The 13323-nt window shown below is 62.4% G+C and carries 10 protein-coding genes; 8 read left to right on the top strand and 2 right to left on the bottom strand.

Features of this window, described 5'->3' with window-relative positions; translation table 11 throughout:
• Positions 1-99: 99 nt before the first annotated feature.
• The 3 genes from ABAC460_RS48145 to ABAC460_RS30570 all read left to right on the top strand — a co-directional run bounded on the left by ABAC460_RS48145 (position 100) and on the right by ABAC460_RS30570 (position 3942).
• Positions 100-1191 (top strand): GDSL-type esterase/lipase family protein, encoded by a 1092-nt coding sequence (locus ABAC460_RS48145; protein ID WP_023452422.1) that lies wholly within the window; start codon positions 100-102, stop codon positions 1189-1191.
• Positions 1192-1312: 121 nt separating this feature from the next.
• A complete protein-coding gene (locus ABAC460_RS30565) occupies positions 1313-3097 on the top strand; it encodes a tetratricopeptide repeat protein (protein WP_031236473.1) in 1785 nt (594 codons plus the stop codon).
• A complete protein-coding gene (locus tag ABAC460_RS30570; RefSeq protein WP_023452424.1) occupies positions 3094-3942 on the top strand; it encodes a 4-(cytidine 5'-diphospho)-2-C-methyl-D-erythritol kinase in 849 nt (282 codons plus the stop codon). The genes ABAC460_RS30565 and ABAC460_RS30570 overlap by 4 nt, the downstream gene beginning before the upstream one ends.
• On the opposite strand, the gene ABAC460_RS48900 is transcribed toward ABAC460_RS30570, so the two are convergent.
• Positions 3880-4347 carry a DUF6157 family protein gene (locus ABAC460_RS48900; RefSeq protein ID WP_081716455.1) on the bottom strand — a complete coding sequence of 156 codons (468 nt, stop codon included), beginning with the start codon at positions 4345-4347 and terminating at the stop codon, positions 3880-3882. The two genes, ABAC460_RS30570 and ABAC460_RS48900, sit on opposite strands and share 63 nt — an antisense overlap.
• 95 nt (positions 4348-4442) lie before the next feature.
• Positions 4443-5756 (bottom strand): AmpG family muropeptide MFS transporter, encoded by a 1314-nt coding sequence (locus ABAC460_RS30580; protein WP_023452426.1) that lies wholly within the window; start codon positions 5754-5756, stop codon positions 4443-4445.
• A 116-nt stretch (positions 5757-5872) separates the two neighbouring features.
• Between ABAC460_RS30580 and ABAC460_RS30585 the strand changes: the two genes are divergently transcribed.
• From ABAC460_RS30585 to ABAC460_RS30605, 5 genes are all read left to right on the top strand, one after another.
• Positions 5873-6793, top strand: coding sequence for a glycine--tRNA ligase subunit alpha (locus ABAC460_RS30585; RefSeq protein WP_023452427.1), 921 nt, complete (start codon positions 5873-5875; stop codon positions 6791-6793).
• On the top strand, positions 6793-8841 hold the full coding sequence (gene glyS, locus ABAC460_RS30590; RefSeq protein WP_023452428.1) for a glycine--tRNA ligase subunit beta: 2049 nt from the start codon (positions 6793-6795) through the stop codon (positions 8839-8841). Before ABAC460_RS30585 ends, glyS begins: the two co-directional genes overlap by 1 nt.
• An 87-nt stretch (positions 8842-8928) precedes the next feature.
• Positions 8929-11598, top strand: a complete 2670-nt coding sequence (gene ppdK, locus ABAC460_RS30595; protein ID WP_081716460.1) for a pyruvate, phosphate dikinase — start codon at positions 8929-8931, stop codon at positions 11596-11598.
• A 142-nt stretch (positions 11599-11740) separates the two neighbouring features.
• The gene (locus tag ABAC460_RS48150) at positions 11741-12556 is read left to right on the top strand and encodes an OmpA family protein (RefSeq protein WP_023452430.1); all 816 of its coding nucleotides are present in this window, start codon (positions 11741-11743) and stop codon (positions 12554-12556) included.
• 104 nt (positions 12557-12660) lie between these two features.
• A complete protein-coding gene (locus ABAC460_RS30605; RefSeq protein WP_023452432.1) occupies positions 12661-13305 on the top strand; it encodes a hypothetical protein in 645 nt (214 codons plus the stop codon).
• Positions 13306-13323 lie beyond the last annotated feature (18 nt).

Raw genomic sequence — 13323 nt, forward strand, 5'->3', positions numbered from 1 at the left:
CGCGCTCATTCCAAACTGGACGAATCCGGCCAAACTGGACGAATCTGGTTCATCGGCGCATAAATCAAATCAAAATAACAAATCTTACGGGGATGTTTCATGCCTATCGATCGTCGCGCCTTCGCCCTGTCCGCGGCCGCCACCCTGGTCGGGTCACCTGCCTTGGCGCGAAGCAAAAAGACCAGTGCGCCCGAGCCCCTGGTGCTGACGGCGCGCAGCCCGCAACTGCAATGGGAAGGCCGTACGGCGGACATGCCTGACGGCGTGGTGCGCGCTGGCTTCCCAGGGGTGGAGTTGCGGCTGCACTTCGAGGCCGCAAAGCTGGTTCTGAAAACCTCGGCCTCAAGCGACAATGTCTATCTTGACATCTGGACGGATGGCGGGCCGGTGCGGACCGTGCATCTTGCCAAGGGGGCGCAGGACCTGGTCGTCTTCGAAGGTCCTGCCGGCGAGCACAATGTCCGCATTCTGCGCCGTAACGAAAGCTGGCAGGGCGTGTGGGATGTGTCGGGCGCATCGATCGACGCAGGGCGGTTTCTCGATCCGGCGCCGTTGCCGGCAAAGAAGATCATGCTGATCGGCGATTCCATCACCTGCGGCGAGGCCAGCGATGTCCCATTGGACGATACGCGCAACGACATTGCCTTCGCCAATGCCGGCAAGGCCTACGGCAAGGTTTTGGCGGCGAAGTTGGGGGCGCAGTGCCATCTGGTGTCGTGCGGCGGACGTGGCCTGATCCGCGACTGGCAGGGCATCCGCAGCGGGGTCAATGTGCCGCAGTTCTACGAACGCGCCGCGCCGGACGAAAACCAGCTCTGGAACCATCAGGGCTGGATCCCCGATGCGGTCGGTATCTGTCTGGGGACCAACGATTTCAGCCAAGGCATCCCCGACCAGACCGACTTCGTCCAGGCCTATGTCGAGTTCGTCGAAAAGATCCGCCGGGACGCCCCGAACGCCCATATCTTCGTGATCAATTCACCCATGCTGGGTGATGGGGGCATCCCGAAATTGTCCGCCTGCAACGCCTATCTCGACGAGGCGGTCAACCGGCTGAACTCGCCGAAGGTCACGCGTGCCAGGATCGGCCATTATCCGGGCCGGCCGGTCAACGCTCATCCGATCGCCGCGGAACATGCTGCCATGGCGGCCGAACTGGAGCCCTTGTTCCGCGATGCGCTGGCCTCCTGACCGCGTCCTCACGATTGAATCACGATCGCGCCGAATGGCTTTTCTATTAACAAATTTACCGTTATAAGTTTTCGGTAAGTTCTGAGGGCTGGTCATTTTTCTCATTTCGGATGCCTGTAACGTGAAACTGAGTTCGGTTCGTTTGCCCTCCTATGCCGTCCTTACGGCTGCCCTGGTCCTGGGTTCCTTTGCCTTTACCGCCGATGCGCGCCCCATCTTCGCCGATGCCCGCCGTCAACTGGGCGGCGACGTAAGTCCCTATGCCCACTTCCTGGTCGGGCGCTATGCCATGAACCAGGGCGATATCGGCACGGCCGCCGACGCCCTGGGCGCGGCGGCGCTCAGCGATCCTCAAAACGTCGAGTTGCAAGAAAAAGCCTTCCTGGTCGGTATCCTCAACGGCAATATCGACCAGGCCTCCCTCCTGGCGCCAGGCGTGACGGCGACCTCGGACACCAGCCGCTTCATGGTGCCGCTGATCGGCGCCGTGACGGCCGTCAAGGCTGGCAAGGCGCCGGTAGCCCGGAAAAACATCTACGCTGCCCTGGCCGTCAACAGCGATGGCCGTGCGGCCGTGCTGCTGAAGCCCTACATCCAGGCCATGAACGGTGACTGGAAAGGCGCCGTCGACACATCGGGCGATGGCGCCCTGGGCAGCGGTGACCGCGACAAGCTGCTGATCATGCTGGTCCAGGCCGAGCGCGCCCGCATCCATGAACTGCGCGGCCGCAACAAGGACGCCGAAACCATCTACACCTCGCTGTATCAGCCTGGCGCGGCGGCCTTCCTGTTCGGGCCGGACTATGCCGGTTTCCTGGAGCGCCGCGGCCGTAAGGCCGACGCCCGCGCTGTCTGGACCGAGGTCGCCGCTCAAACGAACGACCCCACGGCCGTCCAGGCCATCCAGCGCATCGATGGCGCCAACTACGCCAAGCCGCCCCTGCCGGACCTGAGGCAGAGCATGGCCCAGGCCCTGTTCCTGGCCGCGACCATATCCTTCAGCGAGCGCGATTCCGAAATGGCTCTGGCGACGCTTCGCCTGTCGCTGCACCTGGATGAAACACCGGAACGCAGCCGCATTCTTCTGGGCCAGATTCAGCTGGAACTGCGTGACCCAGGTGCGGCTGACCTCGCCTGGGCCAGCGTCCCGGTCAATTCCGCCTACGCCAACGAAGCCACCCTGCGCCGCATCTGGAATCTGCGTTCCAAGGGCGACAGCGCGGCCGCGCTCAACCTTGCTGACCAGGCCTTGGCGCGGGATCCGAACCATCTCGGTCTGGTCATGGAAAAGGCCTCGCTTCTGAACGAACGCCACGACGTCACCGGTGCCCTTGAGCTGTTGAACGGGCGCATCGCCCGTGTCGGCAGCGACGACTTCACCTGGCAGACCTGGTTCCTGCAAGCCATGCTGTATGATTCTGCCGATCAGTGGGACAAGGCCGAGGAAGCGATCAACAAGGCGCGCGCCCTGAATGGCTCGCGGCCGGAGGTTCTCAACTTCCTGGGTTACGGCTGGATCAATCGCGGCGACAAGGTCGCGGAAGGCATTGAACTGGTCCGCCAGGCCCTGGCGCTGAACCCGAAGTCCGGCGCCATGCTCGATTCGTTGGGCTGGGGGTATTACAAACAGGGCAATTACGACCAGGCCCTGATCTATATCGAACAGGCTGTCCAACTGGCGCCATCCGATGCCGAGATCAACGAGCATCTGGGCGATGTCTACCTGGCCCTGGGTCGCGATGTCGAAGCGACCTATGAGTGGCAACGCGTGCTGACCCTGGGCGCCAGCGACAAGCAGGCGGCTTCGGTGCAGAAGAAACTCGACGCCCAGGCAGCGGTCGCGGCCGCCGGCAACACCGTCAAGGTCACCGCGCTGAACGAAACGGCCGCTTCGTCGCAACGATGATCCGGTCACGCCTGGCGCCGGCCAAGGTCAATCTGTACCTGCACGTGGCGGCGCCTGATGCGCGCCGATATCACCCGCTGCAAAGCCTGGTCATGTTCGCCGACATCGGGGACGAGGTCACGCTGACCGGGCAGGGTGGCCTGACGATCGACGGGCCATTCGGCGATGGTCTGAGCACGGGCGAGGACAATCTGATCGTGAAAGCTGTCCGCCGTTTCGAGGCGGCTACGAGCGTGACGGTCGATACCGGCCTGCATCTGACCAAGAACCTGCCGGTAGCTTCGGGCCTGGGTGGCGGCAGCGCCGATGCCGGCGCGGCGCTACACCTGCTGCGCTGTGCGTTCGCGCCGGACATGCCGGATAGAGACCTGGAAGCCATCGCCGCCACGATCGGCGCCGATGGCGTCATGTGTCTGTGGAATAGATCAGCCTTTGCAGAAGGTTATGGCGAAATCCTCAGACCGGTTGTGATGCCGCAACTGCCCGGCGTCCTGATCAATCCGATGGTCGAATGCTCCACCGCAGCCGTTTACAACGGCTTCGATCATCTGGCGCGGTTCGATGAGATCGAAGCCAAGGCCCTGTTTGATGGGGCCGAAGATGTCGTTGCCACTTTGCGCCACACCCGCAACGATCTGGAGCCCGCGGCGATTCGCCTGCAACCCGTTATCGCCGATATCCTGACCAGCCTGGATGCGCAGCCGCAAACCTTGTTGGCGCGGATGTCCGGTTCGGGGGCCACTTGTTTCGCCCTGTGCGCCACCTCGGAGGCGGCGGAGATTTTAAGCCGCCGGATGCAGGCACTTTGGCCGACCGCCTGGGTGCGGGCGTGCACCCTGCGTTGAGGCCGCTGGCCGTTTCGAGCGCATGGCCATTTCGACCCTGACCTCCGGGTCGTTGAGGAATTTGCGGTAAGCCACCGAATCCATCGGATAGAGCGCGATCTTGCCGGAACTGTTGTAATGGGCGCCGAAACCGTACTGCTTGGTGAGGGGCGACGCCCGCATGCACGGATGGCCCTTGGAGAAGAAGGCCGCGCGGTGCAGGTCGCGCTGCTCGTCAGGCACCCCGTTGCGGCGGCAGAAGACTTCGAAGTTGAAACTGTCGAGATCGTATTCGTAAGGATGTTCGCCCAGCAGGTCGTAATGCAGGCGCGCCAGCGATGGTCCGCCGTCCTTAGCCGGTGGAATCGATCCCTGCGTCGCCCTGGTGTCGTCGGCGACGACGATGAACGTATTGGTAATCTTCATGGCACTTAATCCCTGTAATCCTTGAGATTTTTACGCCGGACTGCGCCGGGTTTTGCGTCATAAAACACCCGGACGACGTAAAGATACCATAGGAATCAGCGCGTGGCGAAGGCCCCTTTTTGTCGCAGGACGAGGCATAGAATCACGGTCGGAATCGCGAACGCCGCGGTGCTCAGGAAGAAGGCCGAATAGGCGTTGAACAGCCCCAGAGTCGGCGTCAGCACGTCGACCGCCATGCCGGTAAAACCTTTCAGAATTTTGCCGGTCAAAGCCGCCACGCTGTACATCAGGGCGTAGTGGGTGAGGGTGTGGTCGCGGCCAGTCATCCGCGTCATGAAGGCGACCCAGGCGGTCTCGGCGATACCGTTGGAAAAATTGTCAGCGACCAGGGTGAAGGCGAACACACCCAGGTTACCATGGGCCACCGCCATCCACGAAAAGCAGATATTGGACACCGGTCCGATCACGGCGCCCAGGATAAAGGCGCGCTGCAAGCCCAGCACCAGCAGGCAGGCGCCACCGGCGGCGATCCCCAGCAAGGACGCCCACAACCCGACTCCGGCGCGCATGGCGGCGATGGCGTCCGGGTCGATGCCGGTATCGGCATACATGGTTCCCGCCATATTGGTCAGGTAGTCGGGCAGGCGGTAAAGCGCCAGGGTCAGCAGAATCAGCCCCGCCGTACCCTTGTGTTCCTTGAAAAAGCTGACGAAGGGATCGACGACCAGTTCGCGAAAATTGCGGACCTGAGTTTTCACCTGAAGTTCGGCTTCGGTGCGATGGGCGAACAAGGTGGCGGCGATGCCGACCACCAGCAGGCAGGCGATGGCGGCGTAGGAGATGGGCCAGCCGACGCGCTTGGACAGGACCAGGATCAGGGAATCGGTGATCAGGATGCCGGCGCGCCAGCCATAGGCCCAGAAGGCGGGGTTCAACGCTTGATCGGCCTCGTTTTGGGTTTGCTCGACCCGCCAGGCATCGACGGCGATCTCCTGCGACGCGGCGGCAAAGGCCAGGAACAGCATGGCCGCGATGAAGACCCACAGGTGCTGCGGTCCGATAACCGCCATCAAAACCAACCCGGCCGCGACACCCAACTGGCTGAGCAGCATATAGCTGCGTCGTTGCCCCAGCCAGTCATAGAGAAACGGAATGCGCGCCTTGTCCATCCATGGCGCCCAAAGGAATTTCAGCCCGTAAATGATACTGACCCAGCCGACAAAACCGATAACCGTCAACGAGATACCGTGGCTTCTTAACCAGAAGTTCAAGGTGCCGCCCATCAGCAGGACGGGCAGGGCGCACGAGAATCCGAGGCCCAGCAAGGTCCATGTCGTGGGCCGTTTCAGCGCCGTCGCGACGTGGTCGAGGCGCGTTTTCAGGCTGGGTTTGACGTCGGCATCGGTCATGGAGCCATGAAAGACGGATTCTCCTTTTGCGGACAGCAAATTTACCGGGTTTTTGGCTTGCGGCTCAGGAGGCGTCCCTCTATGTTCGCGCCACATTTTCAGGCGATTTCAACACCATGGCCGACTCCGCAAAAGAGCCCTTATCCTTCCAGGACCTGATCCTGACCCTGCATCATTACTGGTCCGAACAGGGGTGCGTCATCCTGCAACCCTATGATGTCGAGGTCGGCGCCGGTACATTGCATCCGGCCACCGTCCTGCGCGCCCTGGGTTCCAAGCCGTGGAACTGCGCCTATGTCCAGCCGTCGCGCCGTCCGGTCGATGGCCGCTATGCCGAAAACCCCAATCGGCTGCAGCACTATTACCAGTACCAGGTCATCCTGAAACCCAATCCGGAGAACCTGCAGGACCTCTATCTCGGTTCGCTGAAGGCGATCGGCCTGGACGTCAACCTGCACGACATCCGCTTTGTCGAGGACGACTGGGAAAACCCGACGGTCGGGGCCTGGGGTCTGGGCTGGGAAGTGTGGTGCGACGGCATGGAAGTCACCCAGTACACCTATTTCCAGGGCGTCGGCGGCATCGAGGTCGATGTTGTGTCGGGCGAACTGACCTACGGGCTGGAACGCCTCTGCATGTATCTGCAGAATGTCGACAATGTCTATGACCTGAAGTTCAACAAGGCCGGCGTCACATACGGCGACGTCTTCCGTGAGCAGGAGCGCCAGTTCTCGGCCTTCAACTTCGAAGCGTCGGATGTCGCCACCCTGAAGCGCCAGTTCGAGGACATGGAACGCAACGTCACCCGCATCCTCAATACGCCGAACAGCCTGGGCTATCCCCTGGTCCTGCCGGCCTATGACCATGTGCTGAAGGCGTCGCACCTGTTCAACCTGATGGATGCGCGCGGCGCCATCGCCGTGGCGGAGCGCCAGTCCTATATCGGTCGCATCCGTGATCTGTGTAAGGCCTGCGCCCAGGAATGGGCGCGTCAGGAAGAAGCGGGCGTCGCCCAGACTGCGCGGGGGACGATCTGATGCCGCAACTGCTTATCGAACTTTTCAGTGAAGAAATCCCCGCCCGTATGCAACTGGGGGCGGCGCGTGACTTCGAACGCCTCTTCGGCGCCAAGCTGAACACATCCGGCTTAAGCTTTGACTCGATTAAGGCTTATGTCGCGCCACGTCGCCTGGCCCTGGTCGTCGAGGGCTTGCCCGCTGAACAGGCGGCCGTCAGCGAAGAGGTCAAGGGACCGCGCGAAGGTGCGCCGGAGCAGGCCATGGCCGGCTTCCTGCGCAAGGTCGGCCTGACCCAGGACCAGCTTACCGTCGAAAACGGCGTATGGATGGCGCGGATCGAAAAGCCTGGCCGCCGCACGATCGACGCCCTGCCGGACATGCTGCGCGAGGTCATCCTGGCCTTCCCGTGGCCGAAATCGATGCGTTCGGGCGTCAGCAGCTTCCGCTGGGTGCGGCCGCTGAAGCGCATCCTGTTCCTGTTCGACGGCCAGATCGTGCCGTTCGAGCTGGAAGGCCTGACGGCGTCCAGCCTGACCGAAGGCCACCGCTTCCTGGGTTCGGGCAAGGCGCTGAACGTCGGCGATTTTGCCAGCTATCACAAGGCCTTGGCCGACAATTCCGTCATCCTGGATCATGCCGAACGTCAGGCCTTCATCCTGAAAGAAGCCATGGCGATTTGCGAAGACGCCGGCTGCGAACTGATCGAGGATCAGGGCCTGCTGGAAGAGGTCGCGGGCCTGAACGAGTTCCCTATCCCCATCCTGGGCGACATGGATCCGAAATTCCTGGCCCTGCCGCCGGAGGTCATCAAGACCTCGATGCGGACGCACCAGAAGTATTTTGCTGTCCGCGATACGGCGACGGGCAAGATGGCCTCCCATTTCATCATCGTCGCCAATATCCGCGCCACGGATGGCGGTGTCGAGATCAAGCGCGGCAACGCCAAGGTGCTGTCGGCGCGTCTGTCCGACGGCGTCTTCTTCTGGAATGAGGACAACAAGCCCGGCAATTTCGACGGCTGGCTGGAGCGTCTGAAAGGCACCACCTTCCACGTCAAGCTGGGCACCATGGCGCAGCGGGTCGAGCGTATCACCGAACTGGCCGACTATGTCGCCAGCCATATCGGCGCCGATGTCGCCCTGGCGCGTGAAGCCGGCCGCCTGGCCAAGGCCGACCTGGCCTCCAAGATGGTTGGGGAATTCCCGGAACTTCAAGGTGTTATGGGCGGTTATTACGCCGATGCCTTAAAGCTGAAGCCCGAAGTCGCCGACGCCATCCGTGAACATTACAAACCCCAGGGACCATCGGACTCGGTGCCGGCCGGCAAGGTTAGCGCCGCGGTGGCCCTGGCTGACAAGATCGATACCCTGGTTGGATTCTTTGCCATCGGTGAAAAGCCGACGGGCTCGAAAGATCCCTATGCCCTGCGCCGTTCGGCCTTGGGCATCCTGCGCATCATCCGTGAGCAGGGCGTGACCCTGCATCTGGGCGGCCTGGTCGACGCCTGGTATCGTAGCCGCGGCGAACTGCCGGTGTCCGTGCAGGAGGTCGACACTGTCCGTCCCGAGGTGCTCGATTTCTTCGCCGACCGTCTGAAGGTTCAGCTTCGCGACGAAGGCCGCCGTTTCGATGTTCTGGAAGCGGCCCTTGGCAGCGACGATGTCGTCAACACCATCGGCCGCATCGCCGCCGTGGAAGAGGTCATCGCCACGCCCGAAGGTGAGGATCTGCTGACCCTCCACAAGCGCGCCGCCAACATCCTGGCGGCCAGCAAGACAGACGTATCGCACGTCTCGCCTCAGGCCTATGACGGCATCGACCCGCTGGAAAAGACCCTTCTGGAGGCTCTGAACACAGCCCGGACAACGGTCGCTTCTCACATTTCGGAAGAAAATTACGCCGGGGCCTTGAAAAGCATTGCTGCATTGCGGCAAAATGTTGATAGCTTCCTGGACGGAGTACTGGTCAATGCGGAGGACGAAAGCGTCAAAGCCAACCGCCTGGCCATACTGCGTGGGATATGCGACCTGTCGGCGCCGATCGCGGATTTGAGCAAAATCGCCTGACGTGGCGGCCTGACAAAAGAACTAAATGGAACAAAGCGTTCCATGCGTGCCTGAAACAAAAAAATAAACATGAAGAGGGAAAGTTTCATGTCTAAGCACTGGGTCTATGCTTTCAAAGCGGGTCAGGCCGACGGCGATGCGTCTATGAAGGCGCTGCTGGGCGGCAAGGGCGCCAATCTGGCGGAGATGTCGTCGCTGAACCTGCCGGTTCCGGCCGGGTTCACCATCACGACCGAAGCCTGCGTCCACTATTATCAGAACAATTCCGAGCTTCCGGCCGGATTGGTTGACGAGGTCGAGACCAGTCTCGCCCACCTCGAAAAGACCACGGCCAAGGGCTTCGGCGATGTCGGCAACCCGCTGCTGGTCAGCGTGCGCTCGGGCGCCCGGGCCTCCATGCCGGGTATGATGGACACCGTCCTGAACTTGGGCCTCAACGATGCCACCGTTGAAGGCCTGGCGACCCTTACCGGCGACCGCCGGTTCGCGCTGGACTGTTACCGCCGCTTCATCACCATGTATTCCAATGTCGTGCTGGGTGTGAACCACCACAGCTTCGAAGACATTCTGGACGACCATAAGGATCGCTTGGGCATTACGGTCGATACCGACATCACCGCGAAAGACTGGGAACGCATCATCGCCGACTACAAGGCCATGGTGAAATCCGAATTGGGCCGCGACTTCCCGCAGGATCCGAAGGACCAGCTGTGGGGCGCCATCAAGGCGGTCTTCGGGTCGTGGATGAACGACCGCGCCAAGTTCTATCGCAAGATGCACGACATCCCCGAGGATTGGGGCACCGCTGTCAACATCCAGTCGATGGTGTTCGGCAATATGGGCAATACCTCGGCCACCGGCGTCGCCTTTACCCGCAACCCGTCGACCGGTGACAGCGACCTCTACGGCGAATTCCTGCTCAATGCCCAGGGCGAGGACGTCGTCGCCGGCATCCGTACGCCCCAGGCCCTGACGCGCAAGGCGCGCGAAGACATGGGCGAGCGTTCGCCGTCGATGGAAGAATCGCTGCCGGAAGTGTTCGCCCAGTTCAAGTCGACCGTCGACACGCTGGAAAACCACTATCGCGACGTCCAGGACGTCGAGTTCACGGTCGAGCAGGGCAAGCTGTACATGCTGCAGACCCGCAACGCCAAGCGGACCTCGAAGGCGGCGCTCAAAATCGCCGTCGACATGGCGCGCGAAGGCCTGATCACGGCGCAGGAAGCCCTGATGCGCATTGATCCGGGCACGCTGGACCAACTGCTGCACCCGATGCTGGACCCCAAGGCCGACAAGACCGTCATCGCCAAGGGGCTGCCGGCCTCGCCAGGCGCGGCCTCGGGCAAGATCGTCTTCACCGCCGAGGACGCGGTGCGTTACGCCGCCGCCGGCGAGGACGTCATCCTGGTCCGCGACGAGACCAGCCCCGAAGACATCAAGGGCATGTATGCCGCGAAAGCCATCGTTACGGCGCGCGGCGGCATGACCTCGCACGCCGCCGTGGTGGCGCGCGGCATGGGTCGTCCCTGCGTTTCCGGCGCCGGCGAGATGCAGATCTATGCCGAACGCGGTGAGTTCGCCTCGCGCGGCCAGACCTACCGCCATGGCGAAATCATCACCCTGGACGGTTCGACGGGCGAGATCATGAAGGGCTCGATCCGCATGATCGAGCCGGAATTCTCGGAAGACTTCCATCAGATCATGGCCTGGGCCGACGAATATAAGCGCCTGGATATCCGCACCAATGCTGAAACCCCGGCCGATGCCCGTACCGCCCTGGGCTTCGGCGCCAAGGGCATCGGCCTGTGCCGCACCGAACACATGTTCTTCGACGAAGACCGGATCACCGCCGTGCGCGAAATGATCCTGGCCGACGACGAGGCCGGCCGCCGCAAGGCCCTGGCCAAGATCGAACCGATGCAGCGCAAGGACTTCACCGAACTGTTCCAGATCATGGACGGCCTGCCGGTGACGATCCGCCTGCTGGATCCGCCGCTGCATGAATTCCTGCCGCATACCGAGGAAGACATCGCCCATGTCGCCGAAACCTCGGGCGTCGGCGCGGACAAGCTGTACAAGCGCACCAAGGAACTGTCCGAAACCAATCCGATGCTGGGCTGGCGCGGTTGCCGGCTGGGCATCACCTTCCCGGAAATCTACGAAAGCCAGTTGAGCGCCCTGTTCAATGCGGCGATCGACGTGGTCGAAGGCGGCGGCAATCCGCTGCCGGAAGTCATGCACCCGCTGGTCGCCACCAAGGAAGAAATGGCCAATCTGTCGGCCCTGACTCACCAGGTGGCCAAGGCGGTGTTTGCCGCCCGCGGCAAGACCCTGGCCTATAAGGTCGGCACCATGATCGAACTGCCGCGCGCTGCCCTGATGGCGGATAGGCTGGCCGAAACGGCCGAGTTCTTCTCCTTCGGTACCAACGATCTGACCCAAACCACCTTCGGCATCTCGCGCGATGACTCAGGCCGCTTCCTTAACCCCTACATCGAAAAGGGTATTTTCGAGAAGGACCCGTTCGTCAGCCTGGACCAGGATGGCGTCGGCGCCCTGATCGAGATTGCGGTCGCCAAGGGCAAGGTGACGCGTCCGGATATCAAGCTGGGCCTGTGCGGCGAGCATGGCGGCGATCCGGCTTCAATCGCCTTCTGCCATAAGGTCGGCCTGGCCTATGTCTCGTGCTCGCCCTATCGCGTCCCAGTGGCGCGTCTGGCAGCGGCACAGGCTGCGATTGCGGCGGGAAATCAATAGTCAAGTTGGCCGGGTAGTGGGCAATTGCGCCACACCCGGCCGTCTCATTGAAATTTGTCCCTCACGGGTTGTTTTGGCTGGTTGCCGACCTCGGTCAAACGCGATAACCTTTAGTTAACAAAACAACGCGTGGGGTGCTTGCATGAAAGCCGGGGCCGTTTGGGTCGTGGGTCTGACCGGGCTGGTCGCACTGGGTGTGGTCGGTCTGTACAAGACCCTGCCGGGCGTCGAAAACGACGTCCGCGCCAGCGTTGTCAAGGCTTTGGCCGACAACGGTTTCAGCGATGTCCGCGCCGAGGTGTCGGGCCAGACCGTGACTCTGAGCGTCGGCGATACGGTCACCGATCCCAAATCGCACCTGGAACAGGCCAAGGCGGTTGTCGCCAAGCTGGACGGCAAGGTCTCCGAGGTCCGTTTCGTGTCGATGACCGAGGGTACGCCGGTTCAGGTCGCTGCCGCCAATCCATCGGCCCTCAAGGTGCCGGGGGAAGTCATCAAGGGCGAGAAGGCGACCACCATCGTCACCGCTCAGGCCAACCTGCCGGCGGTCGCTGGCGACAACGCCCGCGACGCCGCCATCGAAGTGGCCCGCACCTGCGATGACCGCATCTCCGCCACCATGGCCAAGCGTAAGCTTGAATACCGTTTCGGCACCTACGAACTGATGGCCGACAGCGAGCCGCTGCTCGATGACGTCTCGAAGGTCCTGGCCGAATGCCCGACCGGTGTCAAACTGATCGTTGCCGGCTATACCGATGCAACGGGTGACGCCAAGGCTAACCAGTTGATTTCCCAGGCTCGCGCCCAGACCGCCGCCGATGGCCTGGTCAAGCGCGGCGTGTCCGCCGACCGCATCCTGGTTCAGGGTCTGGGTGGCGCGGCGCCTGTTGCTGACAATGCGACGCCTGAAGGGCGCGCCGCCAACCGCCGTATCGTTATCCGCGCGACAGCCGGATAGGGGAAGCAAAATGCTGCATCTGTTATTTGAACTGCGTTTCCTGCTGCTTGGCGCGGCTTTTCTCGGTCTGGCGACAGGCTTCATCGCCCGTAAGGTGAGCTGATATGCCGTCGCTAGTCCTGCAATCCGTTCTCTTCCTGGCCGGCGTTTTCGTCGTTTTCGCCGTGATCGGCTGGCTTATGGCCGGCAAGCGCAAGGCGCGGCCGATCCGTTCCTACGAAGCCGTTGACTGGTCCGTGCCCGAACCCGTGGTCGAGCAACCGGCCGCGGTCCGCCCGCAACCTGTGACCTATCTCGATGCCGCCGCCGAGGCCTTTACGTCCGGTGTGGTCAAGGCGCCCGAACCCGACCGTTCGCCCTACATGCCGTTTAACCCGTCGTCGCAGCAGTTGGCGCAGAACGGCATGGCCATGCATCAGGTCGACGATTTTGGCAGCGTGCGCCGGGTCTCCAGCCTGGCGGCCATGACGCCAGAAAGCGTCGAAGCCGCGGTACAACAGGCCGGTTCAGGTCTTGAACCGGTGCGTCTGGGCGCGCCGCAAGGTCCCGTCGACGATCTGACGGTGATTTCAGGCATCACGGCCGACCAGCAACTGCAGTTGAATTCGCTGGGGATCTTCCATTTCTGGCAGATCGCCGGCTGGTCGCCGGAACATGTCGCCTGGGTTGCCAACCGCTTGCCGACCTCGCGCCGTATCGCCCGTGAAAACTGGATGTCCCAGGCGGCGCGTCTGGCGCGCCTGCACTGATTGATTTCGGTATCGGCT

Origin of the sequence: Asticcacaulis sp. AC460 (assembly GCF_000495795.1) — a bacterium.
In the GTDB taxonomy this organism is placed as follows: domain Bacteria; phylum Pseudomonadota; class Alphaproteobacteria; order Caulobacterales; family Caulobacteraceae; genus Asticcacaulis.

Bases quoted from the DNA above. Each gene is read 5' to 3' on its own strand.
- ABAC460_RS30570 (WP_023452424.1), top strand. From the start codon at position 3,094: ATGATCCGGTCACGCCTGGCGCCGGCCAAGGTCAATCTGTACCTGCAC.
- ppdK (WP_081716460.1), top strand. From the start codon at position 8,929: ATGTCTAAGCACTGGGTCTATGCTTTCAAAGCGGGTCAGGCCGACGGC.
- ABAC460_RS48900 (WP_081716455.1), bottom strand. From the start codon at position 4,347: ATGAAGATTACCAATACGTTCATCGTCGTCGCCGACGACACCAGGGCG.
- ABAC460_RS30580 (WP_023452426.1), bottom strand. From the start codon at position 5,756: ATGACCGATGCCGACGTCAAACCCAGCCTGAAAACGCGCCTCGACCAC.
- ABAC460_RS30605 (WP_023452432.1), top strand. From the start codon at position 12,661: ATGCCGTCGCTAGTCCTGCAATCCGTTCTCTTCCTGGCCGGCGTTTTC.
- glyS (WP_023452428.1), top strand. From the start codon at position 6,793: ATGCCGCAACTGCTTATCGAACTTTTCAGTGAAGAAATCCCCGCCCGT.
- ABAC460_RS30585 (WP_023452427.1), top strand. From the start codon at position 5,873: ATGGCCGACTCCGCAAAAGAGCCCTTATCCTTCCAGGACCTGATCCTG.
- ABAC460_RS48150 (WP_023452430.1), top strand. From the start codon at position 11,741: ATGAAAGCCGGGGCCGTTTGGGTCGTGGGTCTGACCGGGCTGGTCGCA.
- ABAC460_RS48145 (WP_023452422.1), top strand. From the start codon at position 100: ATGCCTATCGATCGTCGCGCCTTCGCCCTGTCCGCGGCCGCCACCCTG.